The sequence below is a fragment of the Pseudomonas californiensis genome (assembly GCF_021147775.1).
Taxonomy (GTDB): Bacteria; Pseudomonadota; Gammaproteobacteria; order Pseudomonadales; family Pseudomonadaceae; genus Aquipseudomonas; species Aquipseudomonas californiensis.
Genome location: NZ_JAGTPK010000013.1, coordinates 20,395 through 38,814 on the forward strand (window position 1 = coordinate 20,395; position 18,420 = coordinate 38,814).

An 18,420-nucleotide genomic window follows, 5' to 3' on the forward strand; every position below is an offset into this window, starting at 1 on the left:
ATCCGATATCTGATGCCTGCACTTACGGGAATAGCTACGACGCCAGCGGCTGCCTGCGGTCAATACGACCCAATATTCGCAGGTAAATATTCATCGAGGCCCCGCCCCCCGGAGAGTTTTCGACGCGGACGCCACCGCCGGCACTGACGGCGAATTCCTGAACCTGCGCCAGGCCAAGGCCGGTGCCCAGTCCCGTCTTTTTGGTGGTGAAGAAGGGTTCGAAAATGCGCGTCACCAACTCTTGGGGGATGCCCGGTCCGTTGTCGGTCACGCTGAGTACCAGGTAATCACCTTCAGGCAATTGCAGGTCCTCCTGAATGGATTCCGTGCGTGTGCTGATGTGCGCGTGGCCAGGGCCGGACATGGCATCGCGGGCATTGGCAAGCAGGTTCAGGATGGCAGCGTGAAGTTGCGGCTCGACGCACAGCACGCCCCAGCCTTTGGCTTCAAGGTCGAACGACAGCTTCATTTCGTCACCCACCGAGCGCAACAGCAGGTCACGTGCGGCTTCCAGCCGCTCACTGACATCAATGCAGATCAGCTCTGGGCCATCCTGGCGAACACTGGTGAGCAGGCGGCTGACCAGCTGTCGGCCATGCTCCACCGCTTGCAAGCCGGTGTCGCTGAAGCTTTCGACGTCAGTGGGGCGCCTGGCACGCATGCGGATCAGTTGCAGGCTGGCGCTCAACGCCTGAAGCAGGTTGTTGAAGTCATGGGCGATGCTTGCCGTAAGCATCCCCAGCGATGAAACGCGTTGCGAATGCTGCAGATTACGCTCGGTTGCCCTGCTCTGACTCTGTGCGTTGTCGAGGTCTGCCGAGAGCTCGGCGACACGTTGCTGATGTTGCTGATCGAGCAATCGTAACTGCATCAACGCAGCGGTCTGCCGCGCCAACGCCTGCAAGGCCAGACGCTGCTGTTCAGTGAGCGTACGCGGACGCGTGTCGATCACACAGACAGTCCCCAGCGACAGGCCCGACTCGGTACAAATGGGCGCACCGGCGTAGAAACGGATGTACGGCGGGCCCAGTACCAACGCGCTTTCCTGAAAGCGTGGATCCAGCGTGGCGTCTTCCACCACCAGGACGTCGGCAGGTTGCAGGATCGCATGGGCGCAGAACGCCAGGTCACGGTGAGTCTGGTGGACGTCAAGCCCGATGCAGGCTTTGAACCACTGGCGCTCGCGGTCAATCAGTGACACCAGTGAAATAGGCACGTCACACAAAGTGGTAGCCAACAGCACAACATCGTCGAAGCCTTGCTCAGGTGCGCTGTCCAGAATCCTCAGATGCTCCAGGGACAGGATCCGGTCTTTCTCGTTTGCTGGAAAAGGAGCGGGACGGTGAGTCATGGCAGCGCATCACAACGGGGATAAAATGTGTCGGTATCATGCCTTTACACCCGACGGCACAGCAAGAAACTTCAACGAGGCGTTACCGGTATTCAGAATATGTGCTACCTGCGCCTCGAATTGTATGTTTATGACGAGGAAATGCCGGGGTTTACCGGTCGCATCCCTTCGAACACCAGGCGGGTGATGCGCCTGACCTGCTCGCGGTGGCCTTGCAGATCCAGTTCCGGGCGGCTGGTCAGACGCAACAGTTGCAGGTGTGAATAATCATTGAGCAGGTAAGCCGCCAGATCGATATCCAGGTCAGGCCGCAGCTTTCCGGCATTTTGCAGTTCCGCCAGCACCAAGGTGATCTGCTTTTGCAGGACGCCGTTCATTTGCCGGTAGGTTTCCGGCAGCCCGCCATCGCCGCCGCTCAGTATCAGCGGCAGCAGTTGACGCCAGAGAGGCGCGCCGAGGACGTCCAGCGCGTAGCCCACCAGCAGACTTTCAAGGTGGCACAACGCGTCGACAGGGTCGTCGAAATCGGACAGGCAGGCGCGGGTGTCCAGAATCGCGCGTTCGTCCGCCGCCCGTAGCATCTCCAGAATGATTTCCTGCTTGCTGCCGAAGTATTTGAATACCGTTGGTGCTGACACTCCAGCCACTTGGGCGATGCGCTCAATGGTGGTGTTTTCAAACCCCTGACTTTCGAACAACTCGACCGCTGCCTTGGCGATAGCCTGGCGGCGCATTTCTTTTTGACGCTCTCTGAGTCCGCTCACGTGCGCTCACTGTTTGATCTGATGCAGAGATCATAGCGGGGATGCTTTGTTCTGAAAAATAATTTATTGACTAAAGAAATTTATCTGTTTAATTTTTTAAACGCAGCTGCCATCGGCGGCGTCATTTTTTCAGGACATCTTCATGAGTCGTTCCCTTGAACTGATCTACGAAAACGCCCGGCAGCCTGCAGGTCCGGTATCGTCGGCAGAGGATTTGATGCGCGGTTTTCCAGCCACGGACGAGCGTCGGGTGACGTGGCATAACTGGATGCGTGCCCCCTTCAATCAATGGGGTTTCCGCCATTTGGCGCGTTTGCGCCCATCGATCAGCGTCAGGGCCGGGCAGGGCAGCGCTTCGGCGTTCACCCAGGCGCCGCAGAATCTTGATGGGCTGTTTTTCGATAGCGAGTGCGGACAGCGTGTCAGTGTTGCGGAACATCTCAATGCCAGCCACACCGATGCGTTCATTGTGGTCAAAGGCAATGCCATCGTGTTTGAGCGCTACTTCAACGGTCAGCGTGACCACGATCGGCACATCATGTTTTCGGTCACCAAGTCACTGATCGGCATTCTGGGCGAACAATTGGTGTCCGAAGGTCGACTGCTTCCGGACGCGCTGGCGAGTGTTTATGTACCCGAGCTTGCGGGCAGCGCCTTTGCAGACGCCACGGTGCAGCAATTGTTCGACATGGCCGTCGGGATCGAATACAGCGAAATTTATGACGACCCTGATTCCGAAAGCTCGCAGTACGGCTATGCGTGCGGTTTTCAGCCAACGCCTGCGCAGTACGCCCGGTACCAGACGCTTTATGAATATTTGCCCTCGTTGAAGAAACGTGACGAGCACGGCGGCTTCTTTCATTACGTCACGGCCACTACCGAGGTACTTGCGTGGGTAATGGAGCGGGCGTGTGGCGAGTCCTGTGCTCAACGGCTGGAAGCTGTCTGGCGCGAGCTGGGCTGCGAACGCGACGGCTATTTCACAGCTGATCCGTGGGGTCGGAACGTCGCCGGAGCAGGGTTCAGCGCCACCTTGCGAGACATGGCGCGCTTTGGCCGGCTGGTGGCAGGCGATGGCTCTTTCAATGGTGTGCAGCTCCTTCCCGCCTCGGTATTCGAACGTATTCGTGCAGGCGGCGATGCATCTATTTATGCCGCCGATGAAGAGTTCTCGAACTGGACGCCGGGCGCCTCTTACCGCAGCCAGTGGTACGTATTCAACGACCACAGCCAGGCTGTGATGGCCGGCGGTATCCATGGCCAATACCTGTTTGTCGATCACGCCTCTCAGGTGGTCATCGTCAAGCAGTCTTCGCTCCCGCAGGCCGTCTCTGAACTGGACGCCGACAGCGTGCGAATGATGCGGGTCATTGCCGCACATCTGGCTGACTGAGACCCATAACAACAACGTATCTCCAGCTGCGCCTTGCCTGTTTCGACAGGCCCAGGCGGCGTTTTCGGCCGTCTGATTTCACTGCCCTGTAATACAAAAACGACAGACACAGGAGCTTTCCCATGGTGCTCGATATCCGATGGTCGCGTGCGGTACTGACGTTAAGCCTGCCATTCGCCAGTCATGCGGCGATGGCGGGTTACAGTTTGAAGAAAATGATTTGAAAGGAGAGTTCACATTCAGTGCGGGAGGCGCCCTCAACACGGCGCGTAATGTGAACTTTGGTGCCGGACGCGTCGACCAGCGCAGCCGTCAGAATGACGGCAGTAAGGTCGACTGGCAGGAGCTTTACGTCAAACCCGGCCTCACGCTCAGCTACCCGATTGCGTCTGGAGTCGATCTGCTGGCCGGAGCCTCGGTGGTAGGAGCAACGACTTTCGGTGATGGAGATCCGGGTGGTTTCACCCGCAGCTCCGATGGCGATGTCGCCCCGGAAGAACTGTATGCCGGGCTGCGGGCGGGGGACTGGAAGCTGACCGTGGGCCGCCAGAACTACATGATCGGCACTGGCTTCATCGTCATGGACGGCAACCTCGATCAGTTCAAGGACGGTGGCTACTGGCTGGGTCCGCGAACCGCGTTCAAGGACTCCGCGCTGGTTGGCTGGGATCACGGCGCGCTCCAGGCTCAGGGCTTCTCGTTGCGTGTGGATGACGACCTTGGCGGGTTTCGCATGACCGGTGCCAACGTCGATTACAACCTGGATGACCGTGTGACGCTTGGCGCCATGGCCATGAAGGTGAAGGCTCTTGCCCGGGAAACCATTTTTCGCCGCGACGGGATGCAGGTGTACAACCTGAGAGCGTTAAAAGGCAAAGTGCCTGGCTTGCCGTCGCTGACACTCAATGGTGAGTACGCAGTGCAGCGTGGCAGTGGCGACGGAGTGGACTACGACGCCAGCGCCTGGTACGCGCAGGCGGATTACGCCCTGGACATGTTGCCGCTCACCCCCATGGTTGGTTACCGCTACGCCAGCTTTTCTGGCGATTCGAACCTGGCAGACAACAAGGCCAAAACCTGGGACCCGCTCAGCAAGGGCTTTGTCGATTGGTCGACCTGGCTGATCGGTGACGTCGTGGGCAACTACCTGATGTTCAACAGCAACGAAAAGGCTCAGCAGTTCTCCATCAAGAACCACCTGAGTGAAACCGTGACGCTGGGCGCGATTCATTACCAGTTCTGGCTGGACGAGAAGAACTACCAGGGCACACCGGTCAGCGACAAGCGCTTTGCTGATGAAAGTGTCATTTACGTAGATTGGGTAGCCACCCCGAGGCTCTATACCTCGCTGTCCTACAACTGGGTAAAACCGATGGCTGCCGCCCGGCAGGTCTTTGGCAATGACAAGAACTTCAGCGCGCTGGAACTCTATTTCACCTATCGCTATTGATCGTCGCGAGCCTTCGCGGCCGCTCAGGAGTGTTTCTCATGTTCAAGCCTCATGCATTGATCGCGTGCCTGCTGTCGTTACTGGTCAGCGGTGTCTGTCTGGCCGAAGAGCGCACGGTGCGCATTTATAACTGGATCGAGTACTTGCCTGCGCAGGTGCTGAAAGACTTCGAGCGAGATACCGGTATACGTCCCATCTACGACGTGTTCGACAGTGTGGAAACACTGGAATCCAAGCTGTTGACGGGCAACTCGGGCTACGACGTCGTATTCCCCAGCAGCTCGACCATCGGCAAGCTGATCGCCGCCGGGACGTTCGAGCCGCTCGACCGCGGGCAGTTGAGCAACTGGTCGCACCTGGACCCAGAATTCATGACGTCTCTGGCAAAGGTCGGTGACACCGGCAATCGCTACAGCGTGCCTTACCTGTGGGGCACCACATTGATCGGCTATAACGTCGACAAGGTGGCCAAGGTGCTCGGCCCTGACGCAAAGCTGGACAACTGGGACGTCATTTTCAAAGGTGACACACTGGCGAAGCTGTCCAGCTGCGGAGTCGGCTTTCTGGATGCGGCAAACGAGATTCTGCCCATCGCGCTTCATTATCTGGGCCTGAACCCTAACAGTCAGGAAAAGGGCGATTATCAGAAAGCCCAGGACCTGATGCTCAAGATTCGTCCCAACATCAAGTACTTCAGCTCATCGCGCTACGGCATGGATCTGGCCAACGGCGATATCTGCCTCGCTGTTGGCTGGTCGGGCGGCATGGCGCTGGCCAAACAACTGGCAATCAACGCCAATAACGGTGTTCACGTAGAGATGGCGCTGCCCGTACAGGGCGCTCCTATGTGGTCTGACGTCATGGCCATCGCCGCCAAGGCGCCGCACCCCGCGGAGGCACACGCGTTCATCAATTACATTCTGCGTCCTGAAGTGATCGCCCAGATCAGTAACAAGATTGGCTATCCAAACCCCAACAAGGATGCGACTGCACTGGTCGCCCCGGAAATTCGCAACAACCCCGCCATGTATATCCCGGACGACGCGCGCCGTACGTTGTTTGCGCTGGAGCCTTTGCCGAACGCCATTGAGCGTGTACGCACCCGTGCCTGGACGACCATCAGAACCAACCGTTGAGACAGGTCGCCCGGAGCCTTGGGCTCCGGGCTCCGGTCAGGAGCTTTCATGACGACACAATCAATACCTTTCAGCCTGCCGACACTGCAACACGTCTTGACCCTGCAGGTGCGCATTGGACAGCCAGACTGGATGGGGCAGAGCATTGACGGTTTGCGCAGTAATTACCGAATTGTCGGCGGGCGTTTCGAGGGGCCGCAATTGAGCGGGCAGGTGCTGGCAGGCGGCGCGGACTTTTTTGTTGTCCGGCCTGACGGCACCGGTGAGATGAACGCCACTTACAGCCTGCTTACCGACGAGGGCGAGCTGATCAATCTGCACAACACCGGCACATTGCGGATCAGTCCCAAGGGGCAGGATCTGGAACAGCGGGGTATCTGGCCCATTCCCGACAGCGAATACCACTGTACCTGCACGCCACGTTTTCAAGTGCCCCAAGGCCGTTTGAGCTGGCTTGCCCAGACAGCCTTCATCGGGCAGGTGCGGTACCCAAGTGGAGATGACGTTGAGGTGCAGGTCTACAAACTGGCATCGCCCGGTCCAGGCGTCTGAGCATGACGCCAGGAACCGTGGGGCAATTCTACGGTTCGTTCGGCTTTGGCGAGGGCCTGTTTCAAACCGGCCTTGTCGAGAGGGATGCAATACGCGGGTTTGGCCCGTTCGAATCGCCAGCTGTCGTCGAGAATGCCAGCATCAACAGGGTCAAATCCGATCTCGTCGAGCAAGGTCATAATCGGCTCTTTGGCCTGCTGATCATCAGCGGCGACGGGGAGGGCGCGCCTGTCTGGAGCGTGCTTTGACCGAGCGTCGGTGACCAGATCTTCCGCAAGAATGGCATTGAAGACTTTCACCACATGCGAGCCTGCAAAGTGTTCGGCAATCAGACGGCTGGTGTGGTTGCAAAACCGTCGAGTGCAGCAACATGGCCATCGCGTCCCGGGTAATGCCTGACTGCTGCAGACATTCACGTTGTCTGGAGGTATCCCGTGTCGCTGACTGTCCACACCCGTCCGCGACGTCCACCGTTTACCCAAGCGTCTGCCGTCGAGAAAGTTCGTCTTGCTGAAGATGGCTGGAACAGCCGTAGCCCTGAAAATGTCGCTCAGGCCTATACCAGCGATACTCAATGGCATAATCGTGCCGATTCGTCACCAACCGTGAAGAAGCCCGACGCTTTATAGAGCACAAGTTGCGCAAAGAATTGGATTACCGCCTGATCAACGAGCTGTGGTGGTTCAGCGACGGCTGGCCGTCAGGTCGTTCTGACGATCATCCTGGGTTGTCCAGGCCAGGGCGTTGATACTCTGAGGTACACTGGCGCCTTGCCAGCCCTTAATGGCCACGGGAAGACAATAATGCAGCGCCGTCAATTCAGCGGAGGCATGAAGGGCAAGAACCTTCGCTATCTGAACGATGAACACCCTGAGCCTGTGCAGCAGGCGCGGACGGGTTTCTTGCTGCTCGAACATTTTTCCCTGCCTGCCTTTACTCAAATGCTGGATACGCTGGTCACGGCCAATCTGTTGCGACCCAGGCTGTTTTCCTCCCGGACGTTCGGACTGGAGGAGGGCGAAGTCATGAGTGATCTGGGGCTGGTGATCAGGCCCGATGAGCGTATCAGCCATGAGGCCCTGACTGAGCTTGATCTGCTGGTCATTTGTGGCGGTTACCGGACCGCGCTGAATGCAAATGACCCTCTGATCGGCCTGCTCAAGGCCGCGTCAGAGCAGGATGTCGCGCTGGCCGGGCTGTGGAACGGTGCGTGGTTTCTCGGGGCGGCCGGGTTGCTCGACGGTTACCGGTGTGCAATCCATCCCGAACATCGCCCGGCGCTCGCAGAAATCTCCAGGGCCACGCAAGTTACCAGCGAGGCATTCATTGTCGACCGTGACCGTCTGACCGCTTCCAGCCCGACGGGTGCTTTTCATATGGCGCTGGAGTGGATCAAGGGCCTGCATGGCAAGGCGCTTGTCGAAGGTATCGAAGACATTCTTTCCTTTGAAGAGTCGCGATATCGTCGGGTCAAGGCTTCGCCCAATGTCTGTGTGAGCGCGCCCTTGCGAGAGGTCATCAAACTCATGGATGCCAACCTTGAAGAGCCGTTGGAAATGGAACAGCTTGCAGTCTATGCGGGCCGCTCGCGCCGCCAGGTCGAACGTCTGTTCAAGGAGCAATTAGGCACCACACCGCAACGTTACTACCTGGAATTGCGTATCACCGAGGCACGCCGTTTGCTGCAACACACCGAGATGTCCCAGGTTGAAGTGCTGGTGGCCTGCGGGTTTGTCTCGCCCAGCCATTTCAGCAAATGCTACAGCGCGTTTTTCGGCTACCGGCCTTCACGGGAGAAACGTTCGGCTCGATAGCAAAGCTTCGGCAGACTGTCAAGTCGCGCACGTTCCGGTCAGGCAAAAGCTCCGGGGAGGGCAGGATCCAGAACAAAATCCGGTTTTCGCAGTCTTTTGTGTACCCGACGTTCCCGTCAAACCGAGGTTGTGCAATGAGTCTTATCGATTGCCCAGAATGCTCTGCCCGAATCTCCGACAAGGCGTATGCCTGCCCGCAGTGCGGTAATCCCTTCCGGGAGCCATCGCGCTTCAATTTGAGCGAAAAAAATGTTGGTCAGATTGCCGGTGCCACGGGTGTCTGGCTCACCGCGCCCTGGATAGCCCGCATGGTGTTTGGGGTGGTGGCCGTTATTGCGACTGCAGCGGTATTGATCCTGCGCTGAAAAGCACTCCGGTGCGCCACTGCGCGTTTGACGGCAGGGCTGCCGGCGCTGCTCAGTTTTTCTGACAAAACCTGCACAGCGCTCTAAACCGACTGTTCTGGCGAAGCTTTGCAAAATATTTCGACAGGAACATTACGCTGAACTAACGCACCAACGGCACGATCCTTTCCTAAGCGCAGTCAGCGCCATCCGGAGATACCCAGTGATTCGCACTGCGTACGTCCCAGGATCGCTAACGATAAGGAGCCGCCGTGACCGTTACCACCCATCCCGTTTACCGAAGCACGCCAAGCCCGCTTCACGCCATTTTTCTAGCAGGGACCGTTCCGCTGTTTCTTGGCGGTCTGTTCAGTGACATTGCCTACTTCAAGACCTTTCAGATCCAGTGGAGCAATTTTGCCGCCTGGTTGATCGCCGGTGGTCTGGTGTTCTGCGGTCTGGCGTTAGTGTTCGCGCTGGTTAATCTGATACGTGCAGAGCGCAAGTCAGGACGTCCTGTGTTGTATTTCCTGCTCTTGCTGATCACGTGGGTGCTTGGACTGGTCAACGCGTTCGAGCATGCCAAGGATGCCTGGGCTGTCATGCCGTCAGGTTTGATTCTGTCGGTGATCGTGACGGCGCTTGCCTTTGTTGCCGCCTGGATCGGGCTTACCAACCTGCGTTCGGGAGATGCCCAATGAAACAGTTGAACGCATTGAGTGCGCTGAGTATGGCGTTGTTGTTGAGTGCTTGCGGTGGAGAGGCAGACAGTACCCAGGCACGTGGCCCCGACCCTAAACTGCCTGAACCACAACGTGGGCTGTTGCCGAGCATGAAGATTGCCGAGCCCGCCTTGTGGGGCGATCAGAAGCCGAAGGTGCCGGAAGGCTTCAGCGTGACAGCCATCGCGACTGACCTGAGAATCCCGCGTCAGACGCTGGTGTTGCCCAACGGTGACATTCTCGTCGCAGAAGGCCGCGGAGGCAGCGCCGCCAAGCTCAAGCCCAAGGATGTAATCGCCAGTTTCATCAAGGCGAAAGGCAATACTCAGGTTAAAGGTGGCAACCGGCTGACCCTGCTGCGCGACGCTGACGGCGATGGCACCTATGAGATGAAAACCGTGTTTGCGGAAAATCTCAACGCGCCTTACGGACTGGCCTTTGCCGACGGCAAACTGTATGTCGCCAACCAGGACGCGCTGGTTCGCTTCGACTATCAGGATGGTCAGACCCAGGCCGGCAGCCCGCCTGTCAAAGTCACTGACTTGCCATCCGAGATCAACCACCACTGGACCAAGTCTCTGGCGATCAGTCCCGACGGCCGTTCGCTGTATGTGGGGATCGGCTCGAACAGTAACGTCACCGAGCGCGGCATGGAGGTCGAAATCGACCGTGCCATGGTCTGGCAGATCGATGCCGAAACGGGCGCGCACAAGCCTTACGCAACCGGTATCCGCAACCCGACGGCACTGACCATTCAGCCAGACTCCGGGCAAGTGTGGGCGGTGGTCAACGAACGCGATGAGTTGGGCCCGGATCTGGTTCCGGATTACCTGACGTCGGTACAGGAAGGCAAGTTCTACGGCTGGCCTTACAGCTACTGGGGCCAGAACGTCGATCCTCGCGCGCAGCCGCAGAACCCGGAAAAGGTCGCCGCCGCGATCAAGCCTGATTACAGCCTCGGTTCACACGTTGCCGCGCTGGGCGTCGACTTCTCGATGCCGGTGATGGGCGACAAGTTTGCTGATGGGGTTTTCGTGGGTGAGCACGGCAGTTGGAACCGCGACAATCCAGTCGGCTACAAGGTGATCTTCGTGCCGTTCAGCAATGGTCGTCCTGCGGGTGAGCCCGTGGATTTTGCAACGGGCTTTCGCGGCGACGATGGTAAAACGCGTGGCCGGCCGGTAGGCGTGACAGTTGATCCGAAAGGCGCATTGATCATCGCGGATGACCTTGCGAACACGGTCTGGCGAGTGACGCGCAACCAGTAAATCGTTTCGCCAGAGCCACGGGAAGATTTTTTCTCCCTCGCGGTTCTGACCACCTCTGCTGGTCAACGCCCCATAACGCGATGCTCTACGGATCGTCGCGTTATGGGGCGTTTGCTATCCGGTGCAGCGGTCACTCGTGTTGGCGGCTAACTGACAGGCTCATCCGACAGCTCGGCCTTTAGCCATCCAAGCAATGCTTCTGTCTCGTCTGCATGGCCAGAAGACGCTAGATGTTTGAATACAGACAGCGCGTGGGGCAAGACGACGCTTTCTTTGCAGGGGCGGATCAATTCCCCGTTGCTGATCAGTCCGCCAGCCGTTCGAGCCCAGCCAACCGCCATACCGTGCCCTTCGACTGCCGCCTGAAGCATCATCGGGTAGCTGTTGTACGACTGACTCTGTGCCTCAGAGGCTGGCGTGACGCCGAAGTGAGCCAGCCAACTCTCCCACTCCATCAAATGCGGGGGCGTGGCGCGGTGATGCAGCAATCGATGCTGTGGTAGCTCCCAGACTTCGATCAGGTCCTGTCCCGCCATGTAGCCGGGGCTGCATACCGGAAATACCTCGTCGCTGGCGGTGAAGACCAGTTGGCTCACTCCACTGTTTCTGCCGCTGCTTTGCAGCCCTACATCGAAATGCTCAGCGAATTCCGACAAGGGCTGTGTCGTGGTGACTATTTGCAGTTCGATCTCGGGATGCATCTGGTGAAAGCCTGACAGACGTGGCATCAGCCAGTAAAACGCCTCGCACAGTTGGCTGAGCAAGACGAGTGGACGCTTGCTTCGGTTGTCTCGCAACGCTTGTGCCGTCGAGCTTATCTGACCCAAGGCAGTGCGCACGACATGCGCCAATTGGTATCCCTCGGCGGTCAGAAAAACGGCCCTGTTACGTCGTTCAAACAGCTTCACGCCAAGGTGGCGCTCCAGCTCCCTGATCTGCCGGCTCACAGCTGCCTGGCTCAGGTGTAACTCGTCCGCTGCGCGGGTAAAGCTTTCGAGACGCGCTGAGGCCTCGAAGGGCAGCAGGCAGGCAAGAGGTGGCAAAGATTTACCCAACAGATTCATAACGACAGATTATGCATTGGCGGCCGAGATCTCGTTTTTACCACACGTACACCAGGGTCACCATGGCGCATATCCCGTTACGGAGTGACTATGTGCCGTTCAAAAAAACCGCTGATCAAAGGTGTCGCTTTTGCAGTACTTGCGGCGTTGTGCTGGGGAACGAACTTCATCGTCCCTTACGTAAAGGGCGATTACAGCCTGATGGCTTTCATGGGCGTCAGGTTTGCTGCGGTCGGATTGACCGGTATCGTCTGGTTGGTGCTCAACCTTCACGCGCTTGGTCTATTAGAGTGGCCCGAACGGTTGATGGGGCTGGCCTTGGGGGCCATCGGTTACTTCGGCTACGCCATTTGCATCGCTTACGGGGTTGCGATGAGCGGCCCGGTCCTGACTCCCGCCTTGATAGCGACCGTACCTGTTTTGCTGGCCTTGCTCGGCAACGCGAAAACGAAAAGTGTCAGATGGAGAGTACTGGCAGTGCCGTTACTGGTGCTGTTATCAGGATTGTTGCTGATCAATGTCGGCGCAGGCAAAAAGACGGCTGGGGACGCGGATAACCTGAGTGCCGGGGGCGTCTTTGCGGCAGGAGCGGTTGCATTATGGTTGATCTTCAGCGTTTCCAACCAGCGCTGGATCGGCAAACTGCCTCACCGTTCAATGGGTGTCTGGACAGCACTCATGATGATTGGAAGTGCGCTGGGCATGACATTGATGTTCACCGCCGGGTACGTATCCGGGCTTTTCAGCGCACCTGCGAACATTCTTGCGGTTTATGACGCACCAGGCGTGTATGTGTGGGCGATCGTTATCGCGTTACTGTCATCGGTCGTAGGCGCATGGGCATGGAATGCTGCCGCCCGCGTACTTCCCATGGTGTTATCCGGACAGCTCATTGCACTGGAACCGCTTTTTGCGACGGCCATGAGCCTTATGTTCGAGAAGCGCTTGCCCATGCTGCATGAGGCGCTTGGCATGGGCGTGACGCTGGCAGGTACCTTGCTGGCTATAAAGGTTGTGAGCGCCAGGCAGTCAAAACATCCTTGAGCGTCAGAGGCAGGATCAGTCCTTTTTCACACGTGGCGGATTGTCCTGGCGGTAAGTGTGCTCCGGGTCAATGACCAACTGCTTGACCTGACTGTCCAGCTCTTGGCTGTGGTAAAGGTCCAGACACTTGAGCATCTCAAATCGCACACCCTTGCGCTCTGATTCAACCAGCGGATTATGGTAGTCGCGGGCCAGATACTTGTCGATCAGAGGCTTGCCTGCCAGTGGTGCCTCTTCCAGATCGAACGAAGTCCAGTCCATCAGCGCGCTGGCGCTGCTTCCAGCGTCCTTTGCCGCGTCGGGCTCGCTTTTGTAGGCAGTCGCGATGCAGCCTGCGAGCACCATATCCTTATAGTTCTGCGCGTACGTGCGATCACCGGCTTGCGGTGAAGTCGACGCGTCATCCTTGGCCCAACTGCTCACCGGCATGGCGGCGCAGGCCGCGAGCAGTATCGTTGCCGTGTAATTCATCAGGGCAAACTCCAGAAGTTGGCACGATCGGTCTTGTAGGTCGCGCCCGGCTCATTGAAGTAACAATGGTCATAACAGACATTTCCATCGAATAACGTCGCGTGCCCTGCGGCGTCCGACCAACCAGACACTTCAAACAAGATGAGCCCTTTCTTGCCAGCCAGAGGGCCACCATCAGCAGCCGGGTAATTCACGATTTCCGCGCGACCCCACTGTTGCTCCAGATAGGCGATCAGATTCTTGACGCGATAGAAGTACCAACGCTTGTCGGCACCTGACACAGTTTGTCCGACCACGCGCGGTATAAGCGATCCAGAGTAATTAAGGATGTAGCTCATACGAACCGCGCACGTGTTGACCCATCTCACATCCGGGTCGCTACTGTTGATGTTCAGTGCGACATTTCCGCCAATGACCGTTGCGACTTTTTCAGACGGATTGAGCGTGTTGTAGATCCTTTGAGAGGCCGCCCATGCGCTGGAGAACGAGGGTCGAATCATGTCGGGTCCTTGATATGAATGGTCATCGAGTGTCGCATTGTAATTTGCTGTTATCGAAGCGCCTATGGTGGCACTTGCGTGCTGACAACTGCAGTGCCGAGGTCGAGCTACGCTGATTTTTGACAGCTTTCACCAAGGGAATCCTGCGCAAGCTTCCGTCAGCATTTCGGGTATGCATGCCTATTCTGAGTTTCAGCATGAGCGACTGGACGGCCTGAGGAGTCAGTTCGATTCCGCTGATCACTGGGCAGACAGTTTCACGGCGGCCAGTTGTGCATCGGGTTATACCAAAACGATATTCAGCCTGGGCCATGTCGCCTTCCAGTTTTTCTCGCTCAGGCGTCTCAGGTAAATCAATCTTTTTTCTGTTTCGAATCGTGGGGTTGGCCGAACGATGAGATTGAAAAGATCATCGGGTCCCAAAGGCGCCACCACCTCCAGGATGTCGTCCATGGACAGTCTGGCAGCGATAGCTGTTGCGGTTTCTGGCCAGAACCTCATCGCATCAACCGCCGAGGTATAGGGCTGATCTGAATTGCGAACATGCATGCGTGCCTGGTTCTTTACCGACCAGGTCAAAGTGGGGTCCAGTTGCTGTAAGCGCGTTTCGATCCTGGCATCAATCTCTGGTGAAGCTTGGGACTTATCGAACCAGATAACGTCGATGTCGGGCGGCAGCGGTGAGTGAGTCCGGGCGTGCTTTCGATCCCATACCAGACTGCGGACAAACCCGGCCGCAACCCAGCAATCCGGGAGATTGACCTCCCTGACCAGTCGAAGAATACGCATTCGCTCACGGTCGCAAGCTATCAGGGTTTTTAGCTGGTCGAGGTAATCCGTCAAGGGCTGAGCTCAAGCAAGGGTGTGGAGTTCGTGTCGTACGTTAGTGCCACATACCGCGTTCAGTAAAGTGCTTAACATTAGAATCAAGTACCCTGTCGACTGCACAGACACTGGCCTTGAGCAGCCTTAAGCGGACGACCAGACTGATGTGGTCTGATGTTCCCGTCGTTTTCGAACCAACTGTATTTGAGCTGATTATTCCATGACGTATTCGCGCATGTTTTTCATGATGTTCATGGCGACACCCGCGTTGGCCGCTCCACAGGTGTTCGACTGTGCAGGTGCTCAGGTCCGGATTGAAGTTCTGGAAAAGGCACCGCTGGACACGGTCCTGAAAGTGGTTCGCGGCGAGCGCACCACTCAGTTGAACTTCAACGATATCGACTTCATTGGCGGTGACTGCATGGCGGGTCGACTGGGGAAGCCGCTCATTGTTTTCCAGGCTGTATGTGGCGGAAGTGGTTGTCAGGATCTTGCGAATTGGGGCGTGATCGATCCGCTCAGCCTGAAAGTGCTGCTGATACCGTCAGACAACCCGGACGAAGTAGGCAAACTGTTGTTGTCGACCCCTGTGCCATTCAAATCCGGGCGTATGGTAGATATTGGCCAAGAGGCATCACGGCTGGGCGTTGATGTTCCATAGTCACTACCGACATCAGCTGTCTTTATCCGAATCCACCAAGACTGTCGATACCGCCGCTTGCCTGTTCAGTCGGGCATGACGAGACGGATTTCACGCGACCCGATCGGGCTTCCCGTGACCTTGTCGATCGCCACTGCATCGATTTCGGTGCCGTTTTGCGCGTCGAAAAAACGCGCAAGCTTGCCGCCAACCCGGTGTTTGAGTCCCCAGCCGCCAAGCATGAACAGCACGGGCAGAAAATCACTGCCGGCCTCTGTAAGCACATATTCGTCGCGCGGCGGGCGCTCGGAGTAACGTTGTTTTTCCAGCAGCCCCGCCTCGGTGAGCGTCGCCAGGCGCTTGGTCAGCATGGTCGGGGCTATGCCCAGGCTCTTTCTGAACGCGTCAAAACGACGGATGCCAGCGTGCGCATCCCGCAGGATCAGAATGCTCCACTGGTCGCCCACCGACTCAAGCGTCCGTTCGATCGGGCAAACACAGCCTGAAAATAATTCTTTGTTCATATCGTTTCGATATCGACTAAGTACTGTTTTGATAGTAGCCTGCTTGCCACAGGCAGTCCAGCGCCGAGTATGGGGCAAAAAGGCAGGCGGACCGAACGTTGGTGACCGTCGGATGAGCATTGGCTCGACAGGTTGGTGCTGTTCGTTGACCCGCAGCACGTGAAAGGCCGGCATCGAAGCGCTCAATGAGCGTGCCGGGTCAGCGCTCAGTTTTCTTTGTGATTCGATTGCGTGAACCAGGGTGCATTCCAGTGAGTAAACAAAACGATAAATGGGTTCTCGTCACGGGTGCCTCCAGTGGCTTTGGTGAAGGGTTTGCAAAGCAGTACGCGCAATTGGGCCATCCGTTGGTGCTCGTTGCCCGAAGACTGGAACGTCTTCAGGTAGTGGCTGCCGCGTTGCAACAACAGTTCGGCGTGGACGTTGTTGTCGAAAGCGTCGACCTGTCGGACAACAACGCAGTTATCGAGCTTCATGCTGATCTTGCGCGTCGTGGTATCGCAATCGATATTCTGATCAATAACGCCGGCCATGGACTGCAAGGCGCGTTACTGGACACCCGATTGGACGATGCACTGGCGATGATCCAGCTGGATATCGCAAGCCTGACCGCCATGACCTATCTGTTCGGGCGGGACATGAAACAACGCAAGCGAGGCAGGATCCTGCACGTTGCGAGCATGCTGGCTTACCAGGGCGTGGAAAATTTCGCGGTGTATTCGGCGGCCAAGGCCTATGTATTGCGTTTGGGTGAAGCCTTGCACCGTGAGTTCAAGGCGCATGGCGTTATCGTGACCACGCTGTGCCCTGGAATGAGCGACACCGGGTTTGCAACAGCTGCCAGGCAGACGCTTACTCCGGGCTTGAAGCTGCTGATGATGCAGCCGGCGCCCGTGGTGCGTACCGGTATCAAAGCGCTTGAGGCCGGACGGATCAGCGTGGTGCCGGGCTTCCTGAACAAGGTCAATGTGGCCTTCATGTGGGCTACGCCACGCTGGCTGCACCAGGCGATCATCTCCCGGGTGATGAACGGCTGATGCGCCTCGCTTGATTCAGCACGATGCGCTTTATTTGAAACAGCGCGTCCTGCTGACCCGAAGTATCACAGCTCCCTTTTCATGTGTTTTTCTATCTGTTCGAGCGACTTGCCTTTGGTTTCCGGCAGGCAGAAGAACACGAACAGCAACGAGCCGACGTTAATGGCTGCAAACACAAAGAAGGTCGGGTTACCGATCGTGTCGACAGCGATAGGAAAAGCAAACGCTACCGATGCGTTGAACAGCCATTGCATCGACACCGCGGTACCGGTCAGCAGTCCACGGACCTGCATCGGGAACAGCTCCGACATCAGCAACCAGTAAACCGGTGAAATGCACATTTGCATGAACAGCAGAAACACCAGGATGCAGGCGAGGGCGGCATAGCTTTGCGTCAGGTTTTGCGGCATGAATTGCAATACGCAACCCAGCGCTGCCTGCATCAGAATGACCATGACCAAGCCTGTCATCAGCAAGTGCCGGCGGCCGTACCGACCGATTGCCCAAATGCCCAACAGGGTCGCAATGACCGACACAACGCCATTGCCGATGGTGGCAGTCAGCGCTGCATTGGTGCCCATGCCGGTGTTCTTGAGAATGATGGGGGTGTAATACATGAAGGCGTTGACGCCCGTGAACTGTGCTGTAAAGCCCAGCCCGATGCCGATCAACAGAAGTTTGATGATCCAGCTCTGACGCAGTAATTCTTTGATGGGTGGACGCTTGCGCGCCTGCTGGTCCTGCGCTTTCATCTCGTCGACTTCACGCTTGGCGTCGGCCTTGTCGTCACGCAATTGCTCAAGCACTTCCTGAGCTTCGTCGAATCGGCCTTTGGAGGCCAGCCAGCGTGGCGACGCGGGTACAAAGAAAGTCCCGACCAGCAGCAAGACGCCCGGCACCATGGCGATGGCCAGCATGTAACGCCAGATGCCCGGTGTGTGCAGCAGCGCGGCAAGCACGGCGCTCAGCACATATGCCAGCAACTGGCCGCTGACAATCATCAATTCGTTGCGGCTGACCAGCCTGGCACGACGTGAGGGGCCCGCTATTTCGGCAATGAACACAGGCACGATCGCCGACCCGCCGCCCACCGCGATGCCCAGCAGAAAGCGCGCAGCGATCATGAATGAAATGGACGGGGCTGTGGCGGTGCCCAGCGCGCCCAGGATGAACAATACTGACAGGAGGCGCAGCGTCACCCGTCGGCCATATCGGTCCGAAATATAGCCGCTGGCAAGCGATCCAAACGCCGCACCCACAATCAATGATGCGGTGACGAGGCCTTCACTGAACGCATTCAGCCCCAGCCCGCCCTGATCGGCAGGCAATGTCATGAAGGGCAATGCACCCGCGATGATGCCCGTGTCATAACCGAAGGCGAGGGCGCCCATGGTTGCCACCAGCACTGAGATGAAAACCAGTCGACCTGGTGATGCGTGTTGACGGCCCAGATCAGCCGCCGTTGAAGTGATGCCTGAAGACATGAAAACCAAATCCTTCACGTGGGACCGGCGTTGCGCC

The 18,420-nt window shown here is 57.5% G+C and carries 18 protein-coding genes and 3 pseudogenes; 12 read left to right on the top strand and 9 right to left on the bottom strand.

Annotated elements, in window-relative coordinates:
* Positions 1-34: 34 nt before the first annotated feature.
* Together KDX37_RS14610 and KDX37_RS14615 are read right to left on the bottom strand one after the other, a co-directional pair.
* On the bottom strand, positions 35-1,351 hold the full coding sequence (locus tag KDX37_RS14610; RefSeq protein ID WP_231653391.1) for a sensor histidine kinase: 1,317 nt from the start codon (positions 1,349-1,351) through the stop codon (positions 35-37).
* 128 nt (positions 1,352-1,479) lie between these two features.
* Complete coding sequence (locus tag KDX37_RS14615) at positions 1,480-2,115, bottom strand: TetR/AcrR family transcriptional regulator (protein WP_231653392.1); 636 nt, start codon at positions 2,113-2,115, stop codon at positions 1,480-1,482.
* A 142-nt stretch (positions 2,116-2,257) separates the two neighbouring features.
* Here KDX37_RS14615 and KDX37_RS14620 point away from each other — a divergent pair, with 142 nt between their 5' ends.
* From KDX37_RS14620 to KDX37_RS14635, 4 genes and pseudogenes are all read left to right on the top strand, one after another.
* Positions 2,258-3,508, top strand: a complete 1,251-nt coding sequence (locus tag KDX37_RS14620) for a serine hydrolase domain-containing protein (RefSeq protein WP_406642416.1) — start codon at positions 2,258-2,260, stop codon at positions 3,506-3,508.
* Between the two features lie 122 nt (positions 3,509-3,630).
* A pseudogene (locus KDX37_RS14625) lies at positions 3,631-4,958 on the top strand (alginate export family protein).
* Positions 4,959-4,996: 38 nt separating this feature from the next.
* A complete protein-coding gene (locus tag KDX37_RS14630) occupies positions 4,997-6,094 on the top strand; it encodes a polyamine ABC transporter substrate-binding protein (RefSeq protein WP_231653393.1) in 1,098 nt (365 codons plus the stop codon).
* 48 nt (positions 6,095-6,142) lie between these two features.
* Positions 6,143-6,646, top strand: a complete 504-nt coding sequence (locus tag KDX37_RS14635; protein WP_231653394.1) for a DUF3237 domain-containing protein — start codon at positions 6,143-6,145, stop codon at positions 6,644-6,646.
* On the opposite strand, the pseudogene KDX37_RS14640 reads toward KDX37_RS14635, so the two are convergent.
* Positions 6,613-7,049: pseudogene (locus KDX37_RS14640) on the bottom strand (NADPH-dependent F420 reductase); the annotation flags it as partial. The gene KDX37_RS14635 and the pseudogene KDX37_RS14640 overlap by 34 nt on opposite strands.
* Positions 7,050-7,086: 37 nt before the next feature.
* Between KDX37_RS14640 and KDX37_RS14645 the strand changes: the two are divergent.
* From KDX37_RS14645 to KDX37_RS14665, 5 genes and pseudogenes are all read left to right on the top strand, one after another.
* Positions 7,087-7,337 (top strand): annotated as a pseudogene (locus KDX37_RS14645) (DUF1348 family protein); the annotation flags it as partial.
* Positions 7,338-7,449: 112 nt separating this feature from the next.
* Positions 7,450-8,460, top strand: a complete 1,011-nt coding sequence (locus KDX37_RS14650) for a GlxA family transcriptional regulator (RefSeq protein ID WP_231653395.1) — start codon at positions 7,450-7,452, stop codon at positions 8,458-8,460.
* Positions 8,461-8,594: 134 nt separating this feature from the next.
* Entirely contained in the window at positions 8,595-8,825 is a 231-nt protein-coding gene (locus tag KDX37_RS14655) for a zinc ribbon domain-containing protein (RefSeq protein WP_231653396.1), read from the top strand.
* Between the two features lie 251 nt (positions 8,826-9,076).
* Positions 9,077-9,505 (top strand): DUF2231 domain-containing protein, encoded by a 429-nt coding sequence (locus KDX37_RS14660; protein WP_231653397.1) that lies wholly within the window; start codon positions 9,077-9,079, stop codon positions 9,503-9,505.
* Positions 9,502-10,794, top strand: a complete 1,293-nt coding sequence (locus KDX37_RS14665; protein WP_231653398.1) for a PQQ-dependent sugar dehydrogenase — start codon at positions 9,502-9,504, stop codon at positions 10,792-10,794. The genes KDX37_RS14660 and KDX37_RS14665 overlap by 4 nt, the downstream gene beginning before the upstream one ends.
* Positions 10,795-10,940: 146 nt before the next feature.
* On the opposite strand, the gene KDX37_RS14670 is transcribed toward KDX37_RS14665, so the two are convergent.
* Entirely contained in the window at positions 10,941-11,858 is a 918-nt protein-coding gene (locus tag KDX37_RS14670) for a LysR family transcriptional regulator (protein WP_231653399.1), read from the bottom strand.
* 90 nt (positions 11,859-11,948) lie between these two features.
* Between KDX37_RS14670 and KDX37_RS14675 the strand changes: the two genes are divergently transcribed.
* Positions 11,949-12,902: a DMT family transporter gene (locus KDX37_RS14675; protein ID WP_231653400.1), complete on the top strand. Its 954-nt coding sequence runs from the start codon at positions 11,949-11,951 to the stop codon at positions 12,900-12,902.
* A 15-nt stretch (positions 12,903-12,917) separates the two neighbouring features.
* Here the strand turns inward: KDX37_RS14675 and KDX37_RS14680 are convergent, their stop codons facing one another.
* The 3 genes from KDX37_RS14680 to KDX37_RS14690 form a co-directional block, all read right to left on the bottom strand.
* On the bottom strand, positions 12,918-13,373 hold the full coding sequence (locus KDX37_RS14680) for a type VI secretion system amidase immunity protein Tai4 (RefSeq protein ID WP_231653401.1): 456 nt from the start codon (positions 13,371-13,373) through the stop codon (positions 12,918-12,920).
* Positions 13,373-13,873: a type VI secretion system amidase effector protein Tae4 gene (locus KDX37_RS14685; protein WP_231653402.1), complete on the bottom strand. Its 501-nt coding sequence runs from the start codon at positions 13,871-13,873 to the stop codon at positions 13,373-13,375. The genes KDX37_RS14680 and KDX37_RS14685 overlap by 1 nt, the downstream gene beginning before the upstream one ends.
* Positions 13,874-14,155: 282 nt before the next feature.
* Complete coding sequence (locus KDX37_RS14690; protein ID WP_231653517.1) at positions 14,156-14,662, bottom strand: nucleotidyltransferase family protein; 507 nt, start codon at positions 14,660-14,662, stop codon at positions 14,156-14,158.
* 256 nt (positions 14,663-14,918) lie between these two features.
* Between KDX37_RS14690 and KDX37_RS14695 the strand changes: the two genes are divergently transcribed.
* Positions 14,919-15,359, top strand: coding sequence for a hypothetical protein (locus KDX37_RS14695; protein ID WP_231653403.1), 441 nt, complete (start codon positions 14,919-14,921; stop codon positions 15,357-15,359).
* A 65-nt stretch (positions 15,360-15,424) separates the two neighbouring features.
* Here KDX37_RS14695 and KDX37_RS14700 read toward each other — a convergent pair whose 3' ends face one another.
* A complete protein-coding gene (locus KDX37_RS14700) occupies positions 15,425-15,862 on the bottom strand; it encodes a winged helix-turn-helix transcriptional regulator (protein WP_231653404.1) in 438 nt (145 codons plus the stop codon).
* Between the two features lie 251 nt (positions 15,863-16,113).
* Here KDX37_RS14700 and KDX37_RS14705 point away from each other — a divergent pair, with 251 nt between their 5' ends.
* Positions 16,114-16,899: an SDR family NAD(P)-dependent oxidoreductase gene (locus KDX37_RS14705; protein WP_231653405.1), complete on the top strand. Its 786-nt coding sequence runs from the start codon at positions 16,114-16,116 to the stop codon at positions 16,897-16,899.
* A gap of 65 nt (positions 16,900-16,964) precedes the next feature.
* Here the strand turns inward: KDX37_RS14705 and KDX37_RS14710 are convergent, their stop codons facing one another.
* Complete coding sequence (locus KDX37_RS14710) at positions 16,965-18,383, bottom strand: sugar porter family MFS transporter (protein WP_231653406.1); 1,419 nt, start codon at positions 18,381-18,383, stop codon at positions 16,965-16,967.
* Positions 18,384-18,420 lie beyond the last annotated feature (37 nt).

Coding starts and splice junctions, on each gene's coding strand:
- KDX37_RS14635 (WP_231653394.1), top strand. CDS start 6,143: ATGACGACACAATCAATACCTTTCAGCCTGCCGACACTGCAACACGTC.
- KDX37_RS14710 (WP_231653406.1), bottom strand. CDS start 18,383: ATGTCTTCAGGCATCACTTCAACGGCGGCTGATCTGGGCCGTCAACAC.
- KDX37_RS14670 (WP_231653399.1), bottom strand. CDS start 11,858: ATGAATCTGTTGGGTAAATCTTTGCCACCTCTTGCCTGCCTGCTGCCC.
- KDX37_RS14690 (WP_231653517.1), bottom strand. CDS start 14,662: ATGCGTATTCTTCGACTGGTCAGGGAGGTCAATCTCCCGGATTGCTGG.
- KDX37_RS14620 (WP_406642416.1), top strand. CDS start 2,258: ATGAGTCGTTCCCTTGAACTGATCTACGAAAACGCCCGGCAGCCTGCA.
- KDX37_RS14695 (WP_231653403.1), top strand. CDS start 14,919: ATGACGTATTCGCGCATGTTTTTCATGATGTTCATGGCGACACCCGCG.
- KDX37_RS14680 (WP_231653401.1), bottom strand. CDS start 13,373: ATGAATTACACGGCAACGATACTGCTCGCGGCCTGCGCCGCCATGCCG.
- KDX37_RS14610 (WP_231653391.1), bottom strand. CDS start 1,351: ATGACTCACCGTCCCGCTCCTTTTCCAGCAAACGAGAAAGACCGGATC.
- KDX37_RS14650 (WP_231653395.1), top strand. CDS start 7,450: ATGCAGCGCCGTCAATTCAGCGGAGGCATGAAGGGCAAGAACCTTCGC.
- KDX37_RS14630 (WP_231653393.1), top strand. CDS start 4,997: ATGTTCAAGCCTCATGCATTGATCGCGTGCCTGCTGTCGTTACTGGTC.
- KDX37_RS14700 (WP_231653404.1), bottom strand. CDS start 15,862: ATGAACAAAGAATTATTTTCAGGCTGTGTTTGCCCGATCGAACGGACG.
- KDX37_RS14655 (WP_231653396.1), top strand. CDS start 8,595: ATGAGTCTTATCGATTGCCCAGAATGCTCTGCCCGAATCTCCGACAAG.
- KDX37_RS14685 (WP_231653402.1), bottom strand. CDS start 13,873: ATGATTCGACCCTCGTTCTCCAGCGCATGGGCGGCCTCTCAAAGGATC.
- KDX37_RS14675 (WP_231653400.1), top strand. CDS start 11,949: ATGTGCCGTTCAAAAAAACCGCTGATCAAAGGTGTCGCTTTTGCAGTA.
- KDX37_RS14665 (WP_231653398.1), top strand. CDS start 9,502: ATGAAACAGTTGAACGCATTGAGTGCGCTGAGTATGGCGTTGTTGTTG.